The organism is Arsenicibacter sp. R0_47 (genome assembly GCF_057652235.1).
On the sequence record NZ_JBYFCJ010000002.1, the window covers coordinates 94,105 to 118,657 of the forward strand.

Annotated in this window: 26 protein-coding genes; 11 read left to right on the top strand and 15 right to left on the bottom strand. The window is 52.1% G+C overall.

The window, feature by feature from the left end; all coding sequences use genetic code 11:
- Positions 1-67: 67 nt before the first annotated feature.
- Complete coding sequence (locus AC23NW_RS03740; RefSeq protein ID WP_293840805.1) at positions 68-982, bottom strand: ROK family protein; 915 nt, start codon at positions 980-982, stop codon at positions 68-70.
- Positions 983-1,064: 82 nt separating this feature from the next.
- The gene (locus tag AC23NW_RS03745) at positions 1,065-1,739 is read right to left on the bottom strand and encodes an SDR family oxidoreductase (protein ID WP_487447807.1); all 675 of its coding nucleotides are present in this window, start codon (positions 1,737-1,739) and stop codon (positions 1,065-1,067) included.
- Positions 1,740-1,969: 230 nt separating this feature from the next.
- Here AC23NW_RS03745 and AC23NW_RS03750 point away from each other — a divergent pair, with 230 nt between their 5' ends.
- Positions 1,970-2,698, top strand: coding sequence for an MlaE family ABC transporter permease (locus tag AC23NW_RS03750; RefSeq protein ID WP_293840799.1), 729 nt, complete (start codon positions 1,970-1,972; stop codon positions 2,696-2,698).
- Positions 2,699-2,727: 29 nt separating this feature from the next.
- Positions 2,728-3,471 carry an ABC transporter ATP-binding protein gene (locus AC23NW_RS03755; protein WP_487447809.1) on the top strand — a complete coding sequence of 248 codons (744 nt, stop codon included), beginning with the start codon at positions 2,728-2,730 and terminating at the stop codon, positions 3,469-3,471.
- 79 nt (positions 3,472-3,550) lie between these two features.
- On the opposite strand, the gene AC23NW_RS03760 is transcribed toward AC23NW_RS03755, so the two are convergent.
- Complete coding sequence (locus AC23NW_RS03760) at positions 3,551-5,077, bottom strand: polysaccharide biosynthesis protein (RefSeq protein ID WP_487447811.1); 1,527 nt, start codon at positions 5,075-5,077, stop codon at positions 3,551-3,553.
- A gap of 248 nt (positions 5,078-5,325) precedes the next feature.
- On the opposite strand from AC23NW_RS03760, the gene purH reads away from it, so the two are divergent.
- From purH to gatC, 3 genes are all read left to right on the top strand, one after another.
- Complete coding sequence (gene purH, locus AC23NW_RS03765; RefSeq protein ID WP_487447812.1) at positions 5,326-6,849, top strand: bifunctional phosphoribosylaminoimidazolecarboxamide formyltransferase/IMP cyclohydrolase; 1,524 nt, start codon at positions 5,326-5,328, stop codon at positions 6,847-6,849.
- 74 nt (positions 6,850-6,923) lie between these two features.
- Positions 6,924-7,661, top strand: coding sequence for a lysophospholipid acyltransferase family protein (locus tag AC23NW_RS03770; protein WP_487447814.1), 738 nt, complete (start codon positions 6,924-6,926; stop codon positions 7,659-7,661).
- A 76-nt stretch (positions 7,662-7,737) separates the two neighbouring features.
- Positions 7,738-8,025 carry an Asp-tRNA(Asn)/Glu-tRNA(Gln) amidotransferase subunit GatC gene (gatC, locus tag AC23NW_RS03775; protein WP_071506179.1) on the top strand — a complete coding sequence of 96 codons (288 nt, stop codon included), beginning with the start codon at positions 7,738-7,740 and terminating at the stop codon, positions 8,023-8,025.
- Positions 8,026-8,188: 163 nt separating this feature from the next.
- On the opposite strand, the gene AC23NW_RS03780 is transcribed toward gatC, so the two are convergent.
- From AC23NW_RS03780 to ruvX, 3 genes are read right to left on the bottom strand one after another with little or no spacing between them, the layout of a single operon-like run.
- Positions 8,189-8,986, bottom strand: a complete 798-nt coding sequence (locus AC23NW_RS03780; RefSeq protein ID WP_487447815.1) for an amidohydrolase — start codon at positions 8,984-8,986, stop codon at positions 8,189-8,191.
- Between the two features lie 48 nt (positions 8,987-9,034).
- Positions 9,035-9,607, bottom strand: coding sequence for a peptide deformylase (gene def, locus AC23NW_RS03785; RefSeq protein WP_487447816.1), 573 nt, complete (start codon positions 9,605-9,607; stop codon positions 9,035-9,037).
- Positions 9,608-9,664: 57 nt separating this feature from the next.
- Positions 9,665-10,078, bottom strand: a complete 414-nt coding sequence (gene ruvX, locus AC23NW_RS03790; protein WP_293844381.1) for a Holliday junction resolvase RuvX — start codon at positions 10,076-10,078, stop codon at positions 9,665-9,667.
- A gap of 129 nt (positions 10,079-10,207) precedes the next feature.
- On the opposite strand from ruvX, the gene AC23NW_RS03795 reads away from it, so the two are divergent.
- A complete protein-coding gene (locus tag AC23NW_RS03795; protein ID WP_487447819.1) occupies positions 10,208-11,062 on the top strand; it encodes an Rpn family recombination-promoting nuclease/putative transposase in 855 nt (284 codons plus the stop codon).
- An 18-nt stretch (positions 11,063-11,080) separates the two neighbouring features.
- Positions 11,081-12,157 (top strand): 2Fe-2S iron-sulfur cluster-binding protein, encoded by a 1,077-nt coding sequence (locus tag AC23NW_RS03800; protein WP_487447820.1) that lies wholly within the window; start codon positions 11,081-11,083, stop codon positions 12,155-12,157.
- Here AC23NW_RS03800 and AC23NW_RS03805 read toward each other — a convergent pair.
- Entirely contained in the window at positions 12,121-15,330 is a 3,210-nt protein-coding gene (locus tag AC23NW_RS03805; protein WP_487447822.1) for a ligand-binding sensor domain-containing protein, read from the bottom strand. The two genes, AC23NW_RS03800 and AC23NW_RS03805, sit on opposite strands and share 37 nt — an antisense overlap.
- A 196-nt stretch (positions 15,331-15,526) precedes the next feature.
- Between AC23NW_RS03805 and AC23NW_RS03810 the strand changes: the two genes are divergently transcribed.
- The gene (locus tag AC23NW_RS03810; RefSeq protein WP_487448332.1) at positions 15,527-17,623 is read left to right on the top strand and encodes a prolyl oligopeptidase family serine peptidase; all 2,097 of its coding nucleotides are present in this window, start codon (positions 15,527-15,529) and stop codon (positions 17,621-17,623) included.
- Between the two features lie 73 nt (positions 17,624-17,696).
- Here AC23NW_RS03810 and AC23NW_RS03815 read toward each other — a convergent pair whose 3' ends face one another.
- The gene (locus AC23NW_RS03815) at positions 17,697-18,224 is read right to left on the bottom strand and encodes a hypothetical protein (RefSeq protein ID WP_487447824.1); all 528 of its coding nucleotides are present in this window, start codon (positions 18,222-18,224) and stop codon (positions 17,697-17,699) included.
- A 490-nt stretch (positions 18,225-18,714) separates the two neighbouring features.
- On the opposite strand from AC23NW_RS03815, the gene AC23NW_RS03820 reads away from it, so the two are divergent.
- On the top strand, positions 18,715-19,161 hold the full coding sequence (locus AC23NW_RS03820; RefSeq protein WP_487447826.1) for an NINE protein: 447 nt from the start codon (positions 18,715-18,717) through the stop codon (positions 19,159-19,161).
- Positions 19,162-19,221: 60 nt separating this feature from the next.
- Here AC23NW_RS03820 and AC23NW_RS03825 read toward each other — a convergent pair whose 3' ends face one another.
- From AC23NW_RS03825 to AC23NW_RS03840, 4 genes are read right to left on the bottom strand one after another with little or no spacing between them, the layout of a single operon-like run.
- Complete coding sequence (locus AC23NW_RS03825; protein WP_487447827.1) at positions 19,222-20,049, bottom strand: hypothetical protein; 828 nt, start codon at positions 20,047-20,049, stop codon at positions 19,222-19,224.
- The gene (locus tag AC23NW_RS03830; RefSeq protein WP_487447828.1) at positions 20,012-20,893 is read right to left on the bottom strand and encodes a tetratricopeptide repeat protein; all 882 of its coding nucleotides are present in this window, start codon (positions 20,891-20,893) and stop codon (positions 20,012-20,014) included. The genes AC23NW_RS03825 and AC23NW_RS03830 overlap by 38 nt, the downstream gene beginning before the upstream one ends.
- A complete protein-coding gene (gene yidD, locus AC23NW_RS03835; RefSeq protein WP_487447829.1) occupies positions 20,893-21,363 on the bottom strand; it encodes a membrane protein insertion efficiency factor YidD in 471 nt (156 codons plus the stop codon). Before yidD ends, AC23NW_RS03830 begins: the two co-directional genes overlap by 1 nt.
- Positions 21,347-22,060 (bottom strand): LolA family protein, encoded by a 714-nt coding sequence (locus AC23NW_RS03840; protein WP_487447831.1) that lies wholly within the window; start codon positions 22,058-22,060, stop codon positions 21,347-21,349. Before AC23NW_RS03840 ends, yidD begins: the two co-directional genes overlap by 17 nt.
- Before the next feature lie 222 nt (positions 22,061-22,282).
- Here AC23NW_RS03840 and AC23NW_RS03845 point away from each other — a divergent pair, with 222 nt between their 5' ends.
- The gene (locus AC23NW_RS03845) at positions 22,283-22,600 is read left to right on the top strand and encodes a plasmid stabilization protein (protein WP_487447834.1); all 318 of its coding nucleotides are present in this window, start codon (positions 22,283-22,285) and stop codon (positions 22,598-22,600) included.
- Positions 22,600-22,869, top strand: coding sequence for a hypothetical protein (locus tag AC23NW_RS03850; protein WP_487447835.1), 270 nt, complete (start codon positions 22,600-22,602; stop codon positions 22,867-22,869). Before AC23NW_RS03845 ends, AC23NW_RS03850 begins: the two co-directional genes overlap by 1 nt.
- A gap of 196 nt (positions 22,870-23,065) precedes the next feature.
- Here the strand turns inward: AC23NW_RS03850 and AC23NW_RS03855 are convergent, their stop codons facing one another.
- The 3 genes from AC23NW_RS03855 to AC23NW_RS03865 all read right to left on the bottom strand — a co-directional run bounded on the left by AC23NW_RS03855 (position 23,066) and on the right by AC23NW_RS03865 (position 24,302).
- Positions 23,066-23,425: a hypothetical protein gene (locus AC23NW_RS03855; RefSeq protein WP_487447837.1), complete on the bottom strand. Its 360-nt coding sequence runs from the start codon at positions 23,423-23,425 to the stop codon at positions 23,066-23,068.
- A 214-nt stretch (positions 23,426-23,639) separates the two neighbouring features.
- Positions 23,640-23,849 carry a helix-turn-helix domain-containing protein gene (locus AC23NW_RS03860; RefSeq protein WP_487447838.1) on the bottom strand — a complete coding sequence of 70 codons (210 nt, stop codon included), beginning with the start codon at positions 23,847-23,849 and terminating at the stop codon, positions 23,640-23,642.
- Between the two features lie 120 nt (positions 23,850-23,969).
- On the bottom strand, positions 23,970-24,302 hold the full coding sequence (locus AC23NW_RS03865; protein ID WP_487447839.1) for a hypothetical protein: 333 nt from the start codon (positions 24,300-24,302) through the stop codon (positions 23,970-23,972).
- Positions 24,303-24,553 lie beyond the last annotated feature (251 nt).

The window sequence follows — 24,553 nt, forward strand, 5'->3', positions numbered from 1 at the left end:
AAAAAAGAAAGCCCTGACTATCCTTTAATATTAGGATAATCAGGGCTTTAGGTAAGTAATGGCTTTTTTATTCGAAGCAGAGCGAAGCTGCACCCAGCAGACCGGCATCATTGCCAAGCGTTGCCCGCTTGATCGACAGGCCGTCTTTGTAGTAAGGAGTCAGCCAGAAATCCAGTTCTTTCTGCACGGCCGGCAGAATGTACTCAAATGAAGCCGACAGGCCACCGCCGATCAGGATATTGCGGATGTCCAGAATGCGGATGAGTGAGACGAGGCCTTCGCCCAGCATTTCGCCGACTTCCGTCCAGATCTGTAGCGCCAGTTTGTCGCCTTCGGCGGCAGCGGCCACCAGACCGGTAGTCGAGATTTCACCGTCGTCGGGCAATTGCGTGGCACCGGTATACTCCGAACGCCGCAGGTTCGCCAGATCCAGCAGCTCTTTTTTACCGATGTTACGCTCCAGTACCTTACCGTTCCGTGACGGAATGTGGCCGGGCTCCATCGCGTTACCGTCGCCGCCTTTGAACACTTTTTTATCGATGATCGCCGCACCGCCTACACCGGTTCCGAGCGTAATAAAGATATAGTTCTCATCGTTCATGTCGTCCACGAAGTAGAACTCACCCAGCGCAGCGGCGTTGGCATCATTCTCCAGGAAGAACTGAACGGAAGGAAACCGCTTTGTGAGGGTCTCAACCATCGGAACGCCATTCAGTTCAGGGATGGCGGTGATTTCGAGCGGAACCGTACGCTGACGGTTAATCATGCCCGGCAAACCGATTCCAACTTTGGTGATGTCCTTGTGATCGGCCAGTTGAATGGCAATAGCGTCGCCGAAGCGTTCCATGAAATGGCCCGATTCGCGCCAGGAGGACGTATCGTGACTGTAGAAGTTAGAAATTTTGCCGGTTTGGGCGTCTACGATGCCCATTTTAACATTTGTGCCGCCGACATCAATGCCTAGATACTGAATAGAAGACATTTTATGAATATACAGTTTGCTGTTTGCAGTTTACAGTTGGGAGTTTACGGATGAAGTGGCGCGCAAGATACAAACATCTTTACTAAATATCGCCTAATTGTGGCCGAATCAGCACCTCTTCAACCACCGCACTTCGCGAAAGGGTGTAGGCTGCCCAGACGGTATCCGCTACATCCTCCGGTTTCATGAAGCGGTCTTCGGGTAAATCAGTGCCCTCCCAACTCGCTGTTAATGTGGCACCCGGCAATACTGCCGTCACCTTTACGCCATGGACTTTTAACTCCTCGCGCAGTACCCGGCTCATGCCCAGCAGCGCGTATTTAGAAATACAGTACGACCCGCCATTGGTGTAGGCTGTAATGCTGGCCGTTGAGCACATCATAAAGATATGTCCCTTGCGGCGGGCAATCATGTCGCCGACCAGCCCTCGGGTCAGGTGATAGGCACTGGCTACGTTGGTCGTCATGAGCTGCTCAAAAACGCCCTCCGCCTCGGTATGAATCTGCCCCGGCTGAAACACACCGGTATTATTGACCAGTACATCAACCGGCCGGTTCAGCGATTGCAGGTAACCGATGAGGCTGTCTACGCCGTCGCGGGTCGACAGGTCGGCGGCGAACGGCAGGTAGTTCGGGCCGTCGATACCGTCTACCGTGCGGGCACAGATCACGGCATCGAATCCCGCGCCGACAAACCGGTCGGCAATGGCCCGTCCGATTCCCTTGGTACCGCCCGTCACAACAAGTAATGGATTCATAATTGGCTTTGTTGGTAAAGTGATCGGGAAATGCCGCGCCGGCTGGCAGCCGGAATCGCCCGGTATGGCTATCAATTTTTATCGAAGCGGCAATTTACGGAACAAACCATTCTATCTTTACCGGCGTTTCTAATTGAGTCTACTGTAAATTGTCGTTTGCGGGCTATACCGCCCCTTTTTTTGAACAGATAACGACGGGTTTAGCAGGGCAGCAGCATAAATTACCAGACATGTCACATATAGGGAAGTATTTTATTTTCTTAGGTACGCTCTTCACCAACCGGGAAAAATTTGCAGTCTACTACCGGTTAGTCATGGAAGAATGCATCTCCATCGGTATCAAATCGGTCTTTATCGTTTCTATCGTGTCGACGTTTATCGGGGCGGTTACGTGCGTACAGACGGCGTATAACCTGGTTAGCCCGCTGATTCCGCTGTCGATTATTGCCGTTATTGTCCGGGATAGTACGATTCTGGAGCTGGCGCCGACTATCACGAGCGTGGTACTGGCCGGTAAGGTCGGATCAAATATTGCCAGCCAGCTGGGAACGATGCGGATTACCGAACAGATTGATGCGCTGGAAGTGATCGGTATCAATTCAAGCTCGTATCTGGTGCTGCCCAAAATGATTGCCTCAATGGTCATGTTTCCGCTGCTGATTATTCTGGCCGGCTTTCTGTCGATCTGGGGCGGATACGTGGCGGGTACGCTAACCGACATCATTACGCCGCAGGATTATGTGTACGGGCTTCGGTCTGACTTTAAGCCGTTCAGCGTGACGTTTGCGCTGATTAAATCGGTGGTGTTTGCTATCCTGATTTCGACGATTTCGGCTTATCAGGGATATAATGTACGGGGCGGTGCGCTGGAGGTCGGGGCGGCGTCAACAACGGCCGTAACCAACAGCTGTATTGCCGTACTGGCTGCTGATTTCTTACTGGCGCAGTTGCTGCTCTAAACACACCATCATCACTAAGGATTCAGACAATGATTGAGATAAAAAATATTGCCAAAACCTTCGGCGACCGGCAGGTACTGGCCGGGATCAGTGGTAACTTCCGGCCTGGCGAAACCAGCCTGATCATTGGCGGGAGCGGTACCGGTAAAAGCGTGTTGCTGAAGTGTATGATCGGCCTCGTGAAGCCGGATCAGGGCGATGTGTTGTATGACGGCCGTAATTTCCTGACGGGCGATGAAGAACTACAAAAGGAAATCCGCCGCGAAATGGGGGTGCTGTTCCAGGGATCGGCTCTGTTCGACTCGAAGACCGTGCTGGAGAACGTACAGTTTCCCCTCGATATGCTGACCGATACGCCGTCGGATGAGAAACACGAACGGGCCATGTTCTGTCTGCAACGGGTGGGCCTCGAAGCTGCCGCCGATCGGATGCCTTCGGAGCTGTCGGGCGGGATGAAAAAACGGGTAGGTATTGCCCGTGCCATCGTGATGAATCCGAAGTACCTCTTCTGCGATGAACCTAATTCGGGCCTCGATCCGCTGACATCCATCAAAATCGATCAGCTGATTAAAGAAATCACCGACGAGTTTAACATTACAACGGTTGTGATTACCCACGACATGAACTCGATGCTGGAAATCGGCGAGAAAATTATGTTCCTGTATCAGGGCCATAAGTTGTGGGAAGGCGATAACACCACCATTACCCGCTCGACCGTTCCGGAACTGAACGAATTTATTTACGCCAACAAATTATTGCGCGATATTAAATAGCCTTCTTTTCTTTCCCCGTACGGGCGACCCCACGTGGTCGCCCAAATACAAATAACTGCCTTTGGCGTGGCCGCCATTTTCATTTCCGGAAGCGGGCCAGCGCCAGTTTCACCGTATCGCGTTCGATGATGGCAATGGTGCCGAGATAGGCCAGAAACAGGGCCATGTGATACGGGACGGCCACCCACAGGTTGCTGATGCTGATCTGCCCCGAAAAATAAATCAGTGCTCCGGCACTGCCGATGTACCATAGCGCCGATTTGAGGTGGTACGGCACCGGATAATATTTCTCCCCGAGTACATAACACAACACCATCATCACCAGACTCGATGCCAGAAAGGCAACGGCGCATCCCATGTAGCCCATGCGCGGAATCAGTACTATGTTCAGCACAATGGTTGTAATGGCGCCGATGACGGTAATCAGGGTACCGAACTGTGTTTTATCGCTGAGTTTAAACCAGAACGAAATGTTGTAATACACGCCGAGAAACAGGTTGGCCAGCAGCAGTACGGGAACCACAACCAGCCCGACGCGGTATTTGGGGGATAACAACAACCCGACCAGATCCAGGTTCAGGCTGACACCAACCCAGAGGACCACACAGACGATGAGGAACCACTTGGTCACGTCGGCCAGCAGTTTAGGCGAGTTTTTGTCTTCGGCCCGGCTGAAAAAGAACGGGTCGGCCGCAAACTTGAAGGAGTTGATGGCGAGGGCCATGAAAATAGACAGCTTCAGGCAGTTGCCGTAAATGCCCAGCGCATCCTCTGAGGTCAGACCCGGATAGAAGTTTTCGGGCAGAAAACGGCGGAGCAGCAGCCGGTCAGTCAATGAGTTCAGCACCCCTGACATGTTGGTGAGCATGATGGGCAGGGAGTAGGCGAGCAACGTCCGGACAACGGCCCATTCGAAGGTAAAGCGGAAGCCGGCAAAAGCGTCGCGCATGAAAACAAAATACAGGGCGTTGGCCAGCAGGTTGGCCAGCAGAATGTACGCCGGTCCAATCTCAGGCCGGTAAATCCAGGCGGCCACCGGTTGGAGGGCAGTCAGGTAATCGCCTTCCGAGATATCCTTGCAGAGCACAATGAAAAAGACGTTGAGGGCTACGTTGATCAGAATGTTGATCACCTTGGCCTGCACAAACCGGCGGGCTTTGTTCTCAACGCGCAGCCGGGCAAACGGAATGGCGACAATGGTATCAACGGCCAGAATCAGTCCCGACCACATGACGGCAGTAGTTTCGCCTGGATAGCCCAAATAACCGGCAATCGGTGCTGCAAAAAAGATAGTCAGGATCGCCGGAATCAGCCCCGACAGGATGAGCAGACTCGTGCTCCGGTTAAAAATCAGCTGGCGTTCACCGGCCAGTTCAGGGCCTTTGGCGCGGGCCGCAAAGCGGAAAAACGCCGTTTCGAGCCCTAGCGTGTACACCGACATCAGCATACCGATCCAGGCATAGAGCGTTACGTTGGACGAAAGGTCAGCGGGATTTTCAAAGGCATAGGTCTGGATGGGAGCCAGTGCAAAATTGATAGAGCGCGCCAGAATGGTGCTGACACCGTATAATGCCGTGTCGCCGGCCAGTTTTTTGAATGTACTCATCGTAGTGGTTCATCCGCCCTGAACAGCATCGCCGGGCGACCTGTTCAGGGCTGCTTTGCAAAAATAACGGAAATTTACCGGCATTCGTGAGGAAGCCGGTGTTAACGCGTGTGGTGTGCAGGCTTTTGGTTATCTTTGCGGCTTCATTGATGGCAGCGGTATTGTGCCGCAGCACCATCGAACATCAAATCCGGCAATCAAATCAATCAAAAGGCTGGAAACAGCAGGGATGCTGTTCAGGAAGAATCATGAAAATCTCCTCCGCTTTAATCTCCGTTTATTACAAAGACGGTCTCGAACCCCTGGTGAAGTTGTTGCACCAGCACAATGTAAAACTGTATTCAACAGGTGGTACCCAGACATTTATTGAAGAGTTAGGCATTCCGGTTACGGCCGTTGAAGACCTGACCGGCTATCCGTCGATCTTCGGCGGCCGGGTGAAAACACTGCACCCTGCCGTTTTTGGTGGCATCCTTTACCGCCGTGATCTGGATCAGGACGTAGCCCAGGCCGAACGCCACCAGATTCCGAATATCGACATGGTGGTGGTTGATCTGTACCCGTTTGAAGAGACGGTGGCATCAGGTGCTTCAGAGGAAGATATTATTGAGAAAATTGACATTGGCGGTATCTCGCTGATCCGGGCGGCAGCCAAGAATTATAAAGACGTACTGATTGTGTCGTCGCGGAGCCAGTACGGTGCCGTGGTTGACCTGCTGACCGAAAAAGATGGTGGCACTGAACTCGCCGACCGCAAGCAGTTTGCGCAGGCAGCGTTCGGCGTGACGTCGCACTACGATACGGCGATCCACGGCTACTTTGCCGGGCTTACTGCCGACGATCAGTCGTCGTACAGGCAGTTGCCGGCTAATCCGCTGCGTTACGGCGAAAACCCGCACCAGCAGGCAACGTTCTACGGTGACCTGGAAGCGATGTTCGACAAGCTGCATGGCAAGGAACTGTCGTATAACAACCTCGTTGACGTGGATGCGTGTGTTAACCTGATCGACGAGTTTTCGGCTTCGGCAGGTGCTACGTTTGCGATCATCAAACACACCAACGCCTGTGGTATTGCCACGGCCGCTACGCCGCAGCAGGCGTACCTGAACGCCCTGGCCTGTGATCCGGTATCGGCGTTTGGCGGGGTGATTATCACTAACGTACCGGTTGATCTGGCAACAGCAGAAGAACTGAACAAGCTGTTCATGGAAATTCTGATTGCGCCGGATTACGCACCGGAAGCGCTGGAACTGCTGAAATCAAAGAAAAACCGGATTTTGCTGACCCGTAAGCCGGTAACGCTGCCATCGAAAATGATCAAAACCATCCTGAACGGGGTATTGGAACAAGATCAGGACCGGCAGACCGAAGTAGCGGCTCAGTTTAAAACCGTTACCGAAAAAGCACCGACCGACAGCGAACTGTCGGCCCTGGAGTTTGCGCTGAAAGTGTGTAAGCATACCAAGTCGAACACGATTGTACTGGCGAAGGAAGGTCAGCTGCTGGCAAGCGGTGTCGGCCAGACCAGCCGTGTGGATGCGCTGAAACAAGCCATTGAAAAAGCAAAGTCGTTTGGATTCGACCTGACGGGTAGCGTGATGGCATCTGATGCCTTCTTCCCGTTCCCTGACTGCGTCGAAATCGCGCATCAGGCCGGCATTACGGCGGTTGTACAGCCTGGCGGTTCCATCCGCGATCAGGATTCGATTGACTATTGCAACCGGAACGGCCTGGCTATGGTGACCACAGGCGTCCGGCATTTCAAACATTAATATAGATTTGCGACCGTTCAGACGGCCGGCCTGTATGGGCTGCGCCGTCTGAATGGCCAATGTCTCAACCGCTTATGACACTCCTCTACTCAATCTGGTGCGCCGTCTGGATTACTGTACTGTATCTGCTGTTGTTTCCGATACAGTATATTTGTCTGCAGCGGGAAGCCTGGAAACCGGCAGCCCACCGGATTAATTCCATCTGGGGCAAGCTGTTTTTCTTCGGGATCGGCATGCCCGTGCGGGTAGAGTACCGGTTCCGGCCGGACCGGAAGCAGGCCTATGTTTTTTGCGCCAATCACTTTTCCTACCTGGATATTGCCATGATGGGGGTCGTGATCGAAAATTATTACTCCTTTGTCGGCAAGAGTGAGGTAAAGAAAATCCCGTTGCTGGGGTATATGTTTGCCAAACTGCACATTCAGGTAACGCGGGAGGAAGCCAAAAGCCGGGCCTATTCGCTGAACAAATGCATCCGGACCCTGGCGAAAGGCCGTAGTATTGTGATCTTTCCGGAGGGAGGCATCCGTGCCAAACAACCGCCAAAGATGGCGCATCCGTTTAAGGACGGGGCCTTTACGATGGCTATTCAGCAGCAGGTACCGATTGTGCCGATCTCGTTGCTGAATAACTACAAGATTCTGCCGGACAAGAAAAAAATGCGGATGCATCACATGGCGCTCCGTGTCGTGGTGCATGAACCCATCCTTACGCAGGGCATGACGCAGGAAGACGTTGAGTCGCTGAAAGAACAGACGTTCCGGATCATCGACGCTGAATTGATGAAGTCAGAAAAAGTGGCCAGTGTATAACCTGTCACCCGATTGAATACCGGCAGACAGCTATCGGGTGTACGCAATTGCCGCCGTGGCGGCCGACCAGTTAACGATGAAAGTAGATAAAGAAACCTTGCACAAGATTGCGCATCTGGCGCGTCTGGAAGTCCGGCCGGAAGAAGAAGCCGGCATGCTCAGCAGCCTGAATGAGGTATTGACCTGGATGGAGCAGCTGAACGAAGTCGATACAACGGGTGTTGAACCGTTGATGCACATTTCGGAGGAATTGAACGTAGTCCGGGAAGATGCTGTCGGCGAACACCTCAGCCGTGAGCGTGCCCTCGCCAACGCCCCGCAACACGACGAGCAGTTTTTCCAGGTACCCAAAGTCCTCGAGTAGAGACGCAATATTTTGCGTCTCATGGGGTATCAGGACAATATCCTGCGTCTCAGTATAGCGCTAAGGGTATCAGGACAATATCCTGCGTCTCAGCGTAATTGGGTATCGGGAGACCGGAGAGTAGTGCATCATGCGAGGAAAGGAGACGCAAGATGTTGCGTCTCTACGGGTAGGTCAATCCAAACCCGTCCGCATCCAGATACGCCGGGAACTTAGCACGAAAATCGCGGAGTTCGTCCAGCGACAGTGTTTGCTGATGGCAGACTTCCGTATGTGTATGCCGTACCAGAACCTCACCTTTGTAATTGATGATGGCCGAATCGCCGCTGTGAGGAATCCCGTTGCCGTCGGCGCCGACACGGTTCACTCCCACGACATAGCTCAGATTTTCGATGGCCCTGGCCTGAAGAAGGGTATTCCACGGATCGCGGCGCACTTCCGGCCAGTTGGCAACGTATAGCAGCAAGTCGTAATCGAGCTGCGCCGGTGGCCCCGGCTCAATCACCCGGTTACGGCTCCAGACCGGAAACCGCAGGTCATAACAAATCAGCGGGCAAATCCGCCAGCCTTTCCATTCCTTCACCAGCCGCCGTTCACCGGCCGTATAGGTTTTGTCTTCACCCGCCATGCGGAACAAATGCCGCTTGTCGTAGGTATCAACTGTCCCGTCGGGCTCCATCCAGACCAGCCGGTTATAAAAACGACCGTCTTCCTGCACCACATAACTCCCCGTGACAACCGCCCCCGTCTGGGCCGCCATCTGTTTCAGCCACCGGAAGGTCGTCAGGTTCATCCGTTCGGCTACCGAAGCAGCCTGCATGGTGAAGCCGGTCGTAAACATTTCGGGCAGCACAATCAGATCAGTAGCTTCGGGTAAGCCAAAGATACGTTCCTCGAGCATGGCCCGGTTGGCAACAGGGTCCTGCCAGTGCAGATCGGTTTGAATAAGGGTAATGCGCATAGGAAGAGGAGTAGCGATGCCTGAGGACAGGCATCGCTGATTGGCCCGTTATTTAGGGAACCGCATGCGGTAATCGACATCCACTTTACCTTTCGTGATGTCGGAAAGTTTCTTTTTAATCAGCTGGCGTTTCAGCGGCGAGAGATAGTCGGTAAACAGCTTGCCTTCCAGGTGATCATATTCGTGCTGGATGATGCGGGCCGCCATGCCGTCATACTCTTCCTCATGTTCGTTCCAGTCGAGGTCAACGTAGCGGATCCGGATGATTTCGGGCCGGTAAACTTCCGCCCGGATACCCGGAATGCTCAGGCAACCTTCTTCAAAGCCCCAGTCCTCGCCGTCTTCTTCGATGATTTCCGGATTAACAAATACTTTTTTGAAGTTGATCAGGCTGGGGTCTTTTTCCTCTTCCGGCTCATCGGCGTCGATCTGCGTGCCATCGACGACAAACAACCGGATACCCTGGCCAACCTGCGGAGCAGCCAGCCCGATTCCCGACGATGCGTACATCGTCTCAAACATATCGTCACTGAATTTTTTTACATCGATCGTGCCGGGTTCGATGTCTTTTGCCGGCTTCCGTAAAACCGGATCGCCATACGCAACAATTGGAAGAATCATAATAGGACAAATGTGTGTCGTCTGATAGCAGTCAGTGAAGAGGTTCTATCGGGCGCACTATTTTTTGCTTTCCATGAACGACTGTAAAATAATGGTGGCAGACACCTTATCGATGTTGCCTTTTTCGCGCCGGTCTTTCTTTTTGGTACCTCCGGCAATCATTGCCTGCAAGGCCATTGACGACGTAAACCGCTCATCGTGAAGATAAACGGGAATTTGCGGCAAAGCGTTCTCCAGCCGGGTTACAAACTGACGGACCCGTGGCGTGTTATCGGTATCAGTGCCATCCAGCCGGGTCGGCATCCCGACCACGAAGGCTTCAACGGCTTCGGTTCCGGTGTATTTTTTCAGGAAATCGAGCAGCTGATGAGTCGGGACGGTGTCGAGGGCGGTGGCAATAAGCTGCATCGGGTCGGTAACTGCGATCCCGGTGCGTTTGGTGCCATAGTCGATTGCTAAGAGTCTTGCCATAGAATCCGCAAAGTTACACGTTTGCCCGCGTTAACCCAACCCGTCAGGCAATATGAGCCGCCGCTTCCGGCAGGATATGCCCGGTTTTCGGGCGAAGGGAATTGATGTATCTTTGAAAAAAAAAGTACCATGGCAAAAAATCTGGTCCGGTTCGATTGGGCGATGAAGCGGCTGCTGCGTAATAAAGCCAATTACGTAGTCCTGGAAGGCTTTTTATCGGAACTGTTGCGCGAAGACATTCAGATTGAACAGATTCTGGAAAGTGAAGGCAACCAGGAGGATGAACTGACGAAGTTTAACCGGGTAGATATGCTGGCCCTGAACAGCCGGAAAGAACTGGTGATTATTGAACTGCAGAATAACAGCGAAGCTGATTATTTTCAGCGGATGCTGTTTGGTACATCCAAAGCCCTGACCGACTATTTCCAGCTGGGCGACTCCTACAGGAGTGTCCGGAAAGTGTACTCAATCAATATTGTCTATTTTGATCTGGGACAGGGTGACGATTATGTGTATCACGGTAAGAATGAGTTTGTGGGCATCCATAATGGCGATGTATTGGGACTATCGGCCCGGCAAAAATCATCATTGGGCTATGAGCACGTTCACCAGATTTATCCTGAATATTACATCATCAAAGTAAACCGGTTTGATAATGTGGCTAAGGATACCCTGGACCAATGGATTTATTATCTGAAAAACAATCAGGTAAAAGATGAATTCAATGCAAAAGGACTTGAAAGTGTCCGGCAACGGCTCGATTTTGATGCGCTTACACCCGACGAAAAAGCGGCTTACAGAAGAACGCTGGAAAATACGAGTATTGAAAAAGATGTTATGGAGACGGCAAGGGTAGAAGGCGTTCAGGAAGGTCAGTTGCAGAAATCGCGCGAAGTTGCCCGTAAGATGAAACAGGATGGCATACCGGTTGACCTGATTGTAAAATACACCGGTTTGTTTCCGGATGAAATTGAGTTGCTTTAGCGAACCTGGCTGACCAATATGACCCAAACGCTTGACCTGCGCATCACCCGCATTGAGGCTGAAACAGCCGATACCAACAGCTATTACCTTGAATCAGCCGACGGACAGCCGGTGGCTTATCTGCCCGGGCAGTTTCTGACCATTATCCTGCACCCGAAAGGCGGCGATGAGGCCATTGAGCACGAAGTGCGCCGGTCGTACTCGATTAGTTCAGTCCCCGGCGAACCCCTCCGCATTACCATCAAACGGGTTGAAAACGGAGCGATTTCCCGTTACCTGCTCAACACACTGCGGATTGGCGACGAGATCCGGTGCCTGGCTCCGGCCGGCCGGTTTACCCTCAGCCAGATGGGCGATACCGAACCGCAGGACCTGCTGTTTGTGGCGGCCGGCAGCGGCATTACGCCGGTGCTGAGCCTGATTAAAGCCGCGCTGACCACGACCTCTGCTACGAAACTGACCCTGCTCTACAGTAACACCCGCGAACGGAGCATTATTTTCCGGGAGGAGCTTAATACGCTGGCAGCGTTATTTCCGGACCGTTTCCGGCTGATTCATCTGCTTAGCCAGCCAACACAGGATGGGGAGGGACTGAATGGTATTGTCCGGACGGGCCGGCTTAATAATGTGTTGCTGGAAACCTTGTTACCCACGCTGTTACACGGGCCGCTTGCGGCGGCAGAATGCTACGTCTGCGGCCCCGGCGATTACATGCGGATGGTGCAGTTTACGCTGGTGTTCAGCGGTATGCGGGCGGCGCAGATTCACAAGGAGAATTTTGTGGTGGAGCCGCTCTTTGTCAGTGCTCCGCCCGTTCACTCGGTTGATCGTATGGTCCGGCTGTTGTTTGCTGATAAAGAAACTGACATCCTGGTTCCTGCCTATAAATCGATTCTACAGGCTGCGCTGGACGAGGGCATTTCACTGCCGTACAGTTGTCGCGGCGGGCGTTGCTCAACCTGTGCGGGGCGCTGTACATCGGGGCAGGTGCACATGACGATCAACGATGTTCTGACCGAACGCGACCTGCGCGAAGGCTGGGTGCTGACCTGCACCGGCTATCCCGAAAGTGACGATGTGGTCATTGTGTTCTGACCCTGTGTTGGTTGAACGTCGCGGGTGGGTATGTCGATGATGACCCGTGTGCCTTTGCCGGGTTCGGTAATCCAGATTATTTTTCCGTGCAGCATAGCCACTCGTGCTTCAATGTTGCCGATGCCCAGACCGCGCTGGCTGAGGTCATAATCAAACCCCGTGCCGTCGTCCTGATATTCGAGCAGTATGCTGTTTTCCTGGCCTTTAATCAGCAGGTCAATCTGCGAGGGGGCGGCGTGTTTAAGTGAGTTATTCAGCAACTCCTGCGTGATGCGGTACAGCATCAGCGCCGTCCGGTGGGGCAGGGTTTCGGGTGCCTGATTGAGTGTCAGATGCGCCTGTACGGCCTCCACTGCATTGATGCGGCCAAACAGTTCTTCCACGGCCGCGACATAGCCGTATTGTTCCAGCGTGCGCGGATCGAGTTTCCGGAGCAGGTTCCGCACATCACTGATGGTATCGTTGATCAGCCCGAACATGTTGGTCTTTATCCCCAGCACATCCGGCGATTGCTGTAAATGCTGCACCAGCTGCGACGCATAGAGTTTCAGTGTCGCCAGGCGGGTGCCGATTTCGTCGTGCAGGTCGCGGGCAATGTCTTTCTTCACCTGCTCCTGAATATCGTAAGCCAGTTGCAGCCGTTCGGCCTGTTGCCTGCGCAGGTCGTTTACCCGCCGTCTGAAAATGCTGTAAATCAGCGTGCCGATAACGACCAGCATCGTCAGGATAAACGGTGCCCTGAGCCAGAATGGCGGCCGGACATGAATGTGCAGCTGCCGGATGTGGCCGCTCCAGTGTTTATCCTTGTTGGCGGCCCTGACCATAAACGTATAATCGCCGGGCGGGATGTTGGCATACCGGACGTAGTTCTTATTGCCGGCCTGTACCCACCAATCGTCGTAGCCGGAGAGTTGGTACTGGTATACATTCTGGCCGTTACTGAAATAGTCGATGGCGGCAAACTCAAGCGAAAAGGTATTGTCGGCATACGAGAGCTCAATCGATGGCACTTCTCCGACGTAGTGGTCGGTCATGTATGGTTCCTCCTTCACCTTCAGGTCATAAATATGAACTTTCGGGTTGAAGAGGCTGCTTCGGTAATGAGTTGGCCGGAAGTAGTTAAAGCCGTTGACCCCGCCGAAATATAGTTTGCCGTCGGTTGTTTTCAGGTAGGCGTTCCCGTTATATTCATACCCTTGAAGGCCATCGGTCAGGGTAAAATTGGTAAAGGTCTCTGTCCCCGGATCAAACCGGGCGATACCACGGTTCGTGCTCATCCAGAGGCATTTGTGATCGTCCATCAGCGTGCCGTAAATAAAGGCATTGGCCAGTCCGCTTGATTCGGTGAAGAGCTTAATCCGTTTGGTCTGCTGGTTGTAGGCACCAAGGCCGCGGTCTGTTGCGATCCAGGTGGTGTGCCGCGTGGTATCGTTGAGCATATTCAGAACGGTAAACCCTTTCAGTCCAAGCCGCAGCAGCTTCCACGGTCCGGTCTGTCCGGCTGCCGGCAGCTGATAGACCATAAACCCGTTCAGATACGTGCCTACCCATAGCTGCCGGTTGCGTGTATCCAGATGAAGCGAAAAGATGTTTTTGCCGGATAATACCGGTGCTTTCGACCAGTTGCTGGTAGGCACATCGAGCAGATACAGGCCGTCTTCCGTTGCTGCCAGCAAGGTGGCAGGATCCAGACTACACATATTCCGCACATAATTGGCGGCCACCAGACTGTTGTAGTTATCCGGAAAATCGATGCGTGTAAAGTGCTTTGACGCCGTCGAGTATTTCAGTACACCGCCGATGCTGCCCACCCAGATACGGCCCCAATCGTCGCTGAGCAGACTTTTAACAGGGTTATAGGTAGGCAGATTCTGGCGCTGGGCATTCAGTTTAAACCGGTCGACAATCTGGTAACTCATCGGATCGAAGACATCAATCCCGCCCTCATTGGCAACCCAGATGCGGCGTGGGGTCTCTTCCATAAAGCTGCGGACGGTATAATTGGTCAGCTGCTGTCCGGCGGGTACCATGTCGTTCTGACTTTGTTTGGTCAGGCCGCCAAACAGAAAGGCATTCGGAATAATTTTAGCCAGTCCGTCAGGATCAACGTTGGCCCAGACGACGTTATGGTCGTCAACAAATACCTTGTTGATCTCAAAATCAGTGAGCCGGCGGCTGTTGTTCGTAAAGCGGGTAAACTGCCGGAAAAGCTGCGCCCGTTTGTCGAACAGCAGTAACCCGTCGGATTGGGTGCCCAGCCAGAGCCCGCCGCTGTGATCTTCGTCCATACTGAAGACGGGGCTCATCGGGCGGTTGGGAAAGGCGTGGTAGGTCTGCACCTGACACTGCGTATAATCCAGCCGGATGAGGCCGTTGGAGGTACCCAGCCAGGCCGTTTTCTGGTCTTTATCGAGCAGAAATGAAAAGATAGCCTGCGGGTCGCCAACCTGATTGTCGGGCCGGTCGCTGAAGTAGGCGTAGGTTTTCCGTTCGGCGAGGTTATAGCGCAGCACGCCTTTCGGGGCATGAAGCCAGACATCACCGGAGGCCGTCCGGGTGGTTGAGCTTTGCAGGTCGTATTCCCGTGTGGGCCGTAACGCGGGGTCAATGACGGTTTTTCGGAGCGTATGCCAGTTGATAGCCACCAGCCCTTCGAGGTCGCTCAGGTACAGTACGTCCTCCTGATCGCTGTAGAACGGTAATGTGCGGTTCGACAGGCTGTTGCCGTTGGGAGCCGTGGCCTGAATGCAGTCGAAGCGGCTGCTGAGGCGGTCGTACCGGTTGAGACCTTCCTCGGTTCCGATCCAGAGGTTGCCGTCCGGCGATTCGACAATGCCGAAGATATTTACCCCCAGAATAGATCCGTTAGGGGTCTGCACGCTCTGGCGGCCGTGGTTTTTGGAGCCACTGGCCGTAACCTGCTTCGGAAAGCGGGCGTCGGGCCGGAACGTTTTGAAGTGCTGGCCATCGTACCGGTTCAGTCCGTCCTGCGTACCCAGCCAGAGAAACCCGCGGCTGTCTTTGTAAATGTAGTAAACCGATCCTTGCGTGAGTCCTTCGGCAACACCGATATGGTCAATACGGAACGCCTGTGCCCCGGCCATCCGTGTCAAAGCGGTTAACCAGAGAACCATCAACAGATAGCGCAGGATATGACGTCGATGTGCCGGCATGCGGGGGTAAAGCTGGGTTCGTGGTACTTTACTGTTGCCTTCAATGCCTTGAAAAGTAACAAAACCGTCAGAAAATGACAAACTTAGATACAGATTTCGCCCTGGATTATAAATCTGTCTAATTTAGAGGAGAAATTAATTTTACCCTCAACTCGCTTCATCGATGCGTATTTCCAACTTTATTGCCTATTCGTTGATGTTAACGACTTCTGCAACACTGGCCCAGCAAGGCCCCCTGACGTATCCGCAAGCCCGTAAAACAGATCAGACTGACAACTACCACGGTACCGTCATTGCGGACCCGTACCGCTGGATGGAAGATGACCGCTCGGCCGAAACGGCGGAATGGGTTAAGGCCGAAAACAAGGTGACCTTCGCCTATCTGGATCAGATTCCGTACCGGAAGCAGCTACAGGACCGCCTCGAAAAGGTCTATAACTACCCGAAATATTCGGCCCCGTCGCGGAAAGGCGAGTGGTATTACTTTTACAAAAATGACGGCCTGCAGAACCAGTCGGTGCTCTACCGGCAAAAAGGCCTTGACGGGGCGCCGGAGGTGGTGATTGACCCGAACAAGCTTTCAGCCGACGGTACAACCCGCATGACCACCTTTGCCTTGTCGAAAAACGGTAAACATGCCGTCGTCGGAACGTCTCAGGGCGGCTCCGACTGGAATGAATACCGTGTGATGGACATGACAACGAAGCAGTACCTGAGCGATAAAATCGAATGGGTAAAGGTATCGGGTGCGTCATGGCAGGGCGACGGCTTCTACTACAGCCGTTATCCGAAGCCGGAAGGCAGCGCCCTGGCCGCTAAAAATGAGAATCATCAGGTCTTTTACCACAAGCTGAATACACCGCAGTCGGCCGACCGGCTGGTGTATGAAGACAAGGGCAATCCGCAGCGGTTTCATACGCTGGGTACGACCGAAGACGAGCGCTTTGCGATCCTGAACGTGAGCGACCGCGGAAAAGGAAAAGACGGTAACGCCCTGTTTTACATCGATGCCACAAAGCCGGCGCAGCCCTTTACGCCGATTGTGGCCGACATCACCGATTTCAGCTACGGCATTCTGGATAACATCGGCGGGGATTTCCTGATCGAAACCAATGCCGATGCCCCGAACAGCAAGGTAATGAAGTACAGTCCGGCCACTAAGAAATGGACGGTGGTTCTGCCCGAGAAGCCGGAACCGCTGACCAGCTCGGGAACGGCCGGCGGTAAGCTGTTTGTGCAGTATTCGAAAGACGTTACGTCGCGGGTGTATGTCTATGACCTCAACGGTAAGCTTGAAAACGAAATCCAGCTGCCGGGTATCGGAACCGCCAGCGGTTTCGGCGGTGAGAAAGACGATAAGTTTGTGTTCTACACCTTTACGTCGTTTACCTTCCCGCCAACAATTTACCGCTACGACATTGCCACGAAAAAAAGCACGGTGTTCCGCGAGCCGGAAGTTGATTTCCGCCCGACCGACTACGAAACAAAGCAGGTATTTTATACCAGCAAGGACGGTACAAAGGTGCCGATGTTTATCACCTACCGGAAAGGCATTAAACTGGACGGTACCAATCCGACCCTGTTATATGGCTACGGTGGATTCAACATCAGCCTGCCGCCGTCGTTCAACTCGCTGCTGATCCCGTTCCTGGAGCAGGGCGGCGTTTATGCACAGGCGAACCTGCGCGGTGGTGGTGAATACGGTGAGAAATGGCACGAGCAGGGGATGAAACTCAAAAAACAGAATGTGTTCGACGACTTTATCACTGCCGGCGAATACCTGATTGCGCAGAAATATACCAGTCCGGCGAAACTGGCGATCCGTGGCGGGTCTAACGGCGGGTTGCTGGTAGGTGCCGTCATGAACCAGCGGCCTGACCTGTTCCGGGTGGCGATTCCGCAAGTTGGGGTTATGGACATGCTGCGTTTCCACAAGTTTACTATCGGCTGGAACTGGATTGCCGATTACGGCAGCAGCGACAATCCGGAAGAGTTTAAGGTACTGGCGGGCTACTCGCCGATCCACAACATCCGCGAAGGTGTAAACTATCCGGCAACGCTGATCACTACCGCCGACCACGACGACCGTGTTGTGCCGGCCCACTCGTTCAAGTATGCAGCCACATTGCAGGAGAAGTACAAGGGCAATAACCCGATGCTGATCCGGATCGATGTGAACTCAGGACACGGCGCCAGCAACACGAAAAAGAACATCGAAACAATGGCCGATATTTATGCCTTTACGCTCTGGAATATGGGCGTGAAGAGCCTGCGCGAAATCGCAGCTAAGTAACAGGCAGACGTATAAAAGGAATCGGCCGCCGGACAAGTCCGGCGGCCGATTCGCTTTTATACGTAGATTTATATTAAAACTTAAAGGCTACACCTACTTTAAGAGTTGATACACCGTAACCTAATTCAGCAAAACCACCAAGATTTGGCTTAAAGTAGTAACGGCCGCCTACGTGTACACCTAAAAATGCACGACCACCGTATGCATTGTCATAAGTGCCGGTATAGCCTGTGTTATCACTATATTTTGAAATATAATAACCAAGGCTTACACCGCCATACAGGTCAAGTTTGTCGTTGTTCAGATTTAACAATTCGTTTGCGTGATACGAGCCACGAACACCGATAGGGATAAATGTATAACGCCATTTGTAGCCCACATAACCGTAGCTCCATGAATAATAATCAATTTGTGGACCTACGCTGATATTGTCTGTAACACCAAATTCTAAAGAAGCACCGATAGGGACACCACCACCGTAGTAAGATCCTAAGCCGAGACCAAGGTTCAGCAGCTTATCACCCTTTTGGTACTGTGCGAATGCCTGCTGGCTTGCTGCCAGGGCAAATATGAAAAGAACAGTCGCGAGAATTTTTTTCATCCTGATTAGAGTTTTGAGTGAAAACACAGTGCAAAGAAAAGGACATCAAAAGCAACAGAACAACTATTGGTAACGAGGACTTATTATTCGGTCGAAATCGGTTAACAAAACGCGACTCTGAGCTAATAAGTGGCTAAATCAACTAATTCGTCAGTACCAATCCTGTGTTCAAGTGACTTTATGTGTACTTTATCAAGTCAAATCCAAACTAGTGGAAGTCTGAAAAAGTTTGAATGATCTTTATCAGCGGGACATATGAGTGATCCGGAAAGACAAAAAGGCTACGCCCGGCGGCGAGGCATATTGCCGGTAAAAGGTGCTGATTACCAGTTGATAAGTTTTTAGCTTCAGGCTGAACAGGTAATAAATCCCGGTTAGCAGGTGGGAGTCAACAGGTTACCGGATCAGAAAAATGTTTATCAGAAGTTGCTTAGTGAGGGATAATGCTGTTGTTTTGAGCGAGTAAACAATTAAAACCATCATTCTATTTATGAAAAAACTAATCCTTGCATTTTTTGTTGCCGTAACCTTTTTTATCTCAAATAATGCCCTGGCTGCCGAAACAGCTGAGATGTACATGGTTGATGATCAGCAGGTCGAACAACTGATTGCTCAGAGCGAAGACATGAGCATGATGGTAGCCCAGGCCGATCTGATGCAGACAACCGAAGCGACAAACACGCTTGGTCAGCCTGCTAAAGTAAAATCGTCAGATGAAAAATTCGTGCCGGCCCTGTTATTAAACCTGTTCTTAGGTGGTTTCGGTATTCACCGTCTGTATCTGGGCACTAAGCCGCTGACCTGGATTGGCTATATCCTGACGTGCGGTGGTATCTTTGGTATCGTACCGCTGGTCGATATCATCGTGATCATCATCAACAACGAGAACCTGTCTCAGTTTGTCGATAACCCTAAGTTCTTCATGTGGGCTAAGTAAGCACACTGATTTATACTGACTGAAAAAGGTGGTACGGATCGTCAGACTGTACCACCTTTTTTATTGCTTCTGCTGTCCTGCCAGCTGCAACGTCTGCTCTTTCAGCTTTTCGTTAAAGGCATTGATCTTCTTTGCGTTATACTGGTTGACCAGTACTTCGGCGCGGCGTACGCCACCCGCATGGAACGACCCGAACAAGGCTGCGCCTACGCCCCAGGCCGATAGGTAGTAGTGCTGCATGAAACTGACCACACCAAAATACAGCCCCGCCGATTGCACCAGAATACTCAGTACCGCCTCGCCCGGCCGGCCGGCATAAAACTGCCCCGCGCCCGGAATAAACGTCGACAGCCATTGGGCTTTTTTCGCACTTTTGAGTTTAGGCAGCTGATCGTAGGCCGTTATCAGTGTTGTATCCTGCCCGCTCCCGTAGGCCAGCCGCTTGAAATAAGCCGCCGCTTCCGGCCAGCGCTGTAACTCATTAAGGGACAGAATCCGGACGGCCTGCGTAACCGGTGACAGCGGCAGGTCGGGGTGGATGTAAGCAATGCGGTCGGTTAATGAAATCGTGTTTTCGAACTGACCGGCCAGGTAGGCACACAGGATCTGCTCCTGCCGGAGCTGAAACAACAGACTGTCGGTACCCGTCTGCTGAATCTGCGTATTGAGAAAATCGATGGCCTGCGTATAGCGGCCCCGTAGTTTAAGGGTCTGGGTTTTTCCGGATGCCGCAGCAAACCGGACCTCAGGAGCCGTTTCGGAAAACAGCACCCGTTCGTAAGCCACACTGGCTTCCAGATACTGACCGGCAGTCAGCAGGGAATCAGCCTGTTGCAGAAACGACTGCGCCTTAATTGAGCAAGTTCCGGATAGGAATATGCATATCAAACAGAATCTTGTTATCATATACCCGGTTAATTTCACTGCGTTTGATGTTGACGGAGACCACACTTCCCCAGATATTGCCCACGTAAAAGACGGTAAACAGAGAGCCGAAGCCGATAAACCGCGCACTCAACGGCCCGTCTTTCCGCAGCCCTTCGTAGGTGAGCAGCCCCAGCGTCAGCACGGGCAGAAAGGAGGCAATACCTTGTTTGGTTTTGCCGGCATAGACTTTCCCTAAGCCCGGTAAAATGGCACTGTACAGTCCCGCCACCACCGGCGACCGGCGCTTGACCGATTGCAGCTGTCTGCGGTAGTCGTCCATGCGCTTTTCTTCATTGGCCATGGCATAGGAGCCGTAGCTGAAGGCCTGCCGCTGGCGGTCATACTGCTCATACTGCCGTTGTAGCAGCGCAATGCCGCCGAGCTGCAACGCCCGTAACTCACGCAGGGATGAGTCGGGTACAGGGGCTTTCTGAAGCACATCGGCAGCCTGCTGCCGGTGACCCTGAAAAGCCAGGCAATAGGCTCCGAAATACTGCGATTTGAGGTAAAAGGCCGAGTTGGGCGATACCTGCAATAGCCGCTGGCTGGCTTCGTCGAGCGATTTGGTACTGTAGGCAATCCAGCCGCGGAAAAACAGCAGGGAGTCGAGCTGAGCCGGTGTCAGGCCGTCAGGGCTGATATTGCCGAGGACATAGGCTGCTTCGTCAAACGCATCTTTATCCGACAGATACTGGGCAAAGCGCCACTCCTGCGTAAAGCCGGGCTTTGTCTGGGCCAGTGTTAGTGAACCCGACAGGCTCAGGCAGCACAGCCATAGAAAACGGAGAACAGAAGGCAGTGACATTAGCGGTAGCGGCTGAGGGAATCGATGATCATGCCCGTATCGGGATCAAGGTCAATGGCATGAACATCCAGTAATCCGATGCGGTTGCAGCGCATGATCCGGTCGGCACTCAGGAAAACACCTTTCAGCACACCGTATTGCTCAATGGCTTGTTTGCTGAAATTGGAACAGGAAATCTGATAGGGACAGGAGCGGGCCAGCTGCTGCGACATCAGCCGCTGATAGCCCAGCATGGCTCCTTTCAGGGCCAGCGATACCGGATTGTACCGGGCAACCCAGCTACGCTGCCGGAACTGCACGGCATTGGCGTTGTTGCCGGGCTGCCGGTACTGGGCGAACTCCTGACCGGTCCGGAAGTTGCGGCCCGCGATCAGGTCCAGATCCTGTTGCCGGCGGGTTTGCGCCATCGTACCGGTAAACGACAGCAGCGTCAGCAGCAACGCCGTTACAGATTTAGTTAACCCTGGCATTGGCCGGAATGGTATAGTTGAAGTACGGGCTGTTGGCCGATCCGTTGAGCTGGAAACCGCCATAGGTCGTTTTGGCCACCGACGAGTCCTTTTCCGCATAGACGATTTCAGTAGAGGTGGTCGGGAACGGTCGCCCTTCAATGGGCTGGTAGTTGTAATAAAATACCTTCCGGATCAGTTTTCCGTTGCCGGCGGCATAATGCATATACACCGGATTCATCTTGTCGTACACAATCTTTACCCGCTGTATCTGTGCTTTCGGATCGGCGGCTTTAAGCTTCCACTCCGTAACGAGCAGTTTCTGAACGTAATAGGTTTTGTCCTGCACATAGCCGATCTGCGTCAGGCCCATATCGGTCGTATTGCCGTTCAGAAAGTACGCCAGCTGGGTGGTTTGGGTACTGAACATGGCGTTCTGGTAACGAAGGACGGCATTCTGTTTTGGGTCGTAAATGCGGGTTTCGCCGAGTTTGTTGGCCAGAATAACTATTTCGCGCGGGTAGGTGAAGTGGGTTACCATGTTGCCGTTCCGCTGGTAGTAAATATCGCCTTTGATGGTAACAGACTTACCCTGCTGCACCTGACGGGTAACAACCGTAGCCGATAGTTTTTCGAGAGACTGGCCTTGCGTCGCCACACTGTATAAAAAGAACGTGGCCAGCATTAAGTGGCAGCACGATTTAAAGTAAAAGGTCATCGGTGGTAATGAACGTCACGCGTGTTAAACAAGACCGTAAAAGTAATAGAATGTTGCCAATTCTTTACGGTAAACAGGTTGGCCGGTCTATCTCTGTAACCATTGGTGAATATTTGAAAACATAACAGAGCACGACCTGTTTACCCCACTGATACGGTGCTGTTCAGGCGGGTATGTCTGGTGTTGACGGCATCACGTTGTTTTACTTAACTGGTTAAAACGATGGCTAGAGGAGACAAATCAGCCTATACCGACAAGCAGATCCGGCAGGCTGAGCATATTGAGGAGAGCTATGAGGAGCAGGGCGTATCGGGCGAAGAGGCTGAACGCCGCGCGTGGTCAACGGTGAATAAACTATCGGGTGGCGGCAAAAAAAGCGGTTCCGGCCGTGGTCATGCCGTGAATAAAGATCCGGCTAAAACCGGCGGCAAAAAAGGCGGTGCGGCATCGGCGGCACGGTCGGCGGAGGAGCGCTCGGCGTCGGCGAAAAAAGCCGCGGCAACACGGAAACGGAATGCAGAAGCGCAAAAAGCAGCCTGATGCAGACGAAACCGGTAACGATTGCTGAATTTCTGACTCCGTTTATGTTTGTGGCACTGCTTGGGGTGATGATGATCGTCGAGGGGTTGCTGCACATGGGGCGCGAAAACAACGCCCTTCAGTTTATTTTCGGCGTGCCGGTGCTGTTTGGGGCGCTTGGCGCTCACTGGGTAGTCTGGCGGGCCTCACTCCGGAACATCCGGACAATGTGGATTGTGGAAGGCGTATTGGTGGCCGTTTCCTGGTACCTGTTTTTCTATGTCTTTTAATGAAACGTCCCGGAAGTTTTTATACTTCCGGGACGTTGAAAGAGGGGCCGGAAATCAGTGATTCGCCAGCGCGTCTTTTTTCAGTTTTTCCTTAAAGAATTTATTAGTACTGATATTCAGTTAATTACTGTATTTAGGTACAAATAAGGATCAAAAGGCAACAAATTATGAAGTTTCAAGCCATCAGAGTAAGACATTACCTTTGATTATTTTTCGATTGATTGCTGCGCTCCTGATCTGCTTTGACCAGTGCCGTGATAATCTGCCCCTGAATGTTGTTTATTCTGCTGAGGTACTCACACCATGCTGCAAGCGTTTCCGTATCTCCATCTTTACCGGCTTCCTGAACGCGGTCAATCATGTATTCAGCAAACATCTCTAATGCCTCCTGTACAATCTCAGCATCAGATGAAGCCCGGCCGCGGTCGCGGTTCGCAAAAGTAGCCAGCTCAATATTGATTGATAAAGACGGGATGTAGTTTGCCGTAGTAGCTTCTGATTTGACGGCCGGACGTGTGACGTTTGCGCTAAGCGTTTGTGTTTCGTAATTTTGCATCGAGTTCATGGGATCTCTCAAAAGGTTTAAAGTGAACTTACCGCCCCTTTGCTGTAGTTGTCCAGACCGTCAGCATCGGGGTTTTCTTTTGTAATCAGCCTTACATACCATTCGACGGGCAACCTTACCGATACTATGCGTCTTTTCTGTATCTGAATTACATTACAAATATAACAAAGTTATACATATATACCTAACTTTAGAGGGCTTTTTTTTATTCTTTCTCCAAGGTAATTTTAAGCTTATAGCCTAATGCGCTGGCAATCTTCAGTAAGGTGGTAAATGTAAAATTGTTTCTTCCTGTTTCGTATTGTGTAACTGTCATTTTACTGACTCCTAGCCTTTGAGATAATTCCTCCTGTGTAATTTTCTCGGCTTTTCTAATCGTTTGAATGTACTTCCCAAGATCCCTTTGTGTCTCCATTTGTTAACTATTTATGTATAACAAATGTATGATAGTTAGGTATAAGTACCAAAGTAATGATGTCGAGATTCGAGGAACCGGAAAGATACTTTACCCTTTCAAGGGTTAGATGAGAAGAACTCAATAACTAATATCAGGAAACCTGTTTAAAAAGGCTTTCCATGCTTCATGCCGGATCCGTATACTACCGTCAGTGAGTCCGGAGACTGTTTTGAGGTACACCCGCTTACCATCAGGCAGTACGCGCCCCTTGTTGATCCAGTCGTATACCATCGTTTTACCGAATCCGGATTTCTCAGCAAGTTCGGCAACGGAATACACGTCTTTCTTATTCTCAACCTGCGCCCGCAGGCTGTTGATTGCTTCTATAAGTGGTTTTGTTGCTTCTGCAACGTTTTGTGCAATTAATTCGGCTAATTCTGCTTCTGTAGTAACGATCACTTTCAGGCTCATTCTTTATGTTTTAGCGTACAAAAAACTCTCTCGACGAACGCAGGCCTCAGCGGCCCCGCCATCGGTGATAGTTTACTGATTCACTCATTATATAGTTTCACCATTATATCATTTATCAAATAATCAACTATAGGACCTTATCAGAGGTGCCTGCTGATCTGACTGGCTGCTGTTTGTCCTGGAATGCTCCCCGATAAGCTGTATCTTTATATCTGCCTCACTACCGGCCCGTGAAGCGCTCACATCTACAT

What these genes read in the sequence shown, in the direction of transcription:
- AC23NW_RS03740 (WP_293840805.1), bottom strand. Translation starts at nt 982, where the DNA reads ATGTCTTCTATTCAGTATCTAGGCATTGATGTCGGCGGCACAAATGTT.
- AC23NW_RS03745 (WP_487447807.1), bottom strand. Translation starts at nt 1,739, where the DNA reads ATGAATCCATTACTTGTTGTGACGGGCGGTACCAAGGGAATCGGACGG.
- AC23NW_RS03750 (WP_293840799.1), top strand. Translation starts at nt 1,970, where the DNA reads ATGTCACATATAGGGAAGTATTTTATTTTCTTAGGTACGCTCTTCACC.
- AC23NW_RS03755 (WP_487447809.1), top strand. Translation starts at nt 2,728, where the DNA reads ATGATTGAGATAAAAAATATTGCCAAAACCTTCGGCGACCGGCAGGTA.
- AC23NW_RS03760 (WP_487447811.1), bottom strand. Translation starts at nt 5,077, where the DNA reads ATGAGTACATTCAAAAAACTGGCCGGCGACACGGCATTATACGGTGTC.
- purH (WP_487447812.1), top strand. Translation starts at nt 5,326, where the DNA reads ATGAAAATCTCCTCCGCTTTAATCTCCGTTTATTACAAAGACGGTCTC.
- AC23NW_RS03770 (WP_487447814.1), top strand. Translation starts at nt 6,924, where the DNA reads ATGACACTCCTCTACTCAATCTGGTGCGCCGTCTGGATTACTGTACTG.
- gatC (WP_071506179.1), top strand. Translation starts at nt 7,738, where the DNA reads ATGAAAGTAGATAAAGAAACCTTGCACAAGATTGCGCATCTGGCGCGT.
- AC23NW_RS03780 (WP_487447815.1), bottom strand. Translation starts at nt 8,986, where the DNA reads ATGCGCATTACCCTTATTCAAACCGATCTGCACTGGCAGGACCCTGTT.
- def (WP_487447816.1), bottom strand. Translation starts at nt 9,607, where the DNA reads ATGATTCTTCCAATTGTTGCGTATGGCGATCCGGTTTTACGGAAGCCG.
- ruvX (WP_293844381.1), bottom strand. Translation starts at nt 10,078, where the DNA reads ATGGCAAGACTCTTAGCAATCGACTATGGCACCAAACGCACCGGGATC.
- AC23NW_RS03795 (WP_487447819.1), top strand. Translation starts at nt 10,208, where the DNA reads ATGGCAAAAAATCTGGTCCGGTTCGATTGGGCGATGAAGCGGCTGCTG.
- AC23NW_RS03800 (WP_487447820.1), top strand. Translation starts at nt 11,081, where the DNA reads ATGACCCAAACGCTTGACCTGCGCATCACCCGCATTGAGGCTGAAACA.
- AC23NW_RS03805 (WP_487447822.1), bottom strand. Translation starts at nt 15,330, where the DNA reads ATGCCGGCACATCGACGTCATATCCTGCGCTATCTGTTGATGGTTCTC.
- AC23NW_RS03810 (WP_487448332.1), top strand. Translation starts at nt 15,527, where the DNA reads ATGTTAACGACTTCTGCAACACTGGCCCAGCAAGGCCCCCTGACGTAT.
- AC23NW_RS03815 (WP_487447824.1), bottom strand. Translation starts at nt 18,224, where the DNA reads ATGAAAAAAATTCTCGCGACTGTTCTTTTCATATTTGCCCTGGCAGCA.
- AC23NW_RS03820 (WP_487447826.1), top strand. Translation starts at nt 18,715, where the DNA reads ATGAAAAAACTAATCCTTGCATTTTTTGTTGCCGTAACCTTTTTTATC.
- AC23NW_RS03830 (WP_487447828.1), bottom strand. Translation starts at nt 20,893, where the DNA reads ATGTCACTGCCTTCTGTTCTCCGTTTTCTATGGCTGTGCTGCCTGAGC.
- yidD (WP_487447829.1), bottom strand. Translation starts at nt 21,363, where the DNA reads ATGCCAGGGTTAACTAAATCTGTAACGGCGTTGCTGCTGACGCTGCTG.
- AC23NW_RS03840 (WP_487447831.1), bottom strand. Translation starts at nt 22,060, where the DNA reads ATGACCTTTTACTTTAAATCGTGCTGCCACTTAATGCTGGCCACGTTC.
- AC23NW_RS03845 (WP_487447834.1), top strand. Translation starts at nt 22,283, where the DNA reads ATGGCTAGAGGAGACAAATCAGCCTATACCGACAAGCAGATCCGGCAG.
- AC23NW_RS03850 (WP_487447835.1), top strand. Translation starts at nt 22,600, where the DNA reads ATGCAGACGAAACCGGTAACGATTGCTGAATTTCTGACTCCGTTTATG.
- AC23NW_RS03855 (WP_487447837.1), bottom strand. Translation starts at nt 23,425, where the DNA reads ATGCAAAATTACGAAACACAAACGCTTAGCGCAAACGTCACACGTCCG.
- AC23NW_RS03860 (WP_487447838.1), bottom strand. Translation starts at nt 23,849, where the DNA reads ATGGAGACACAAAGGGATCTTGGGAAGTACATTCAAACGATTAGAAAA.
- AC23NW_RS03865 (WP_487447839.1), bottom strand. Translation starts at nt 24,302, where the DNA reads ATGAGCCTGAAAGTGATCGTTACTACAGAAGCAGAATTAGCCGAATTA.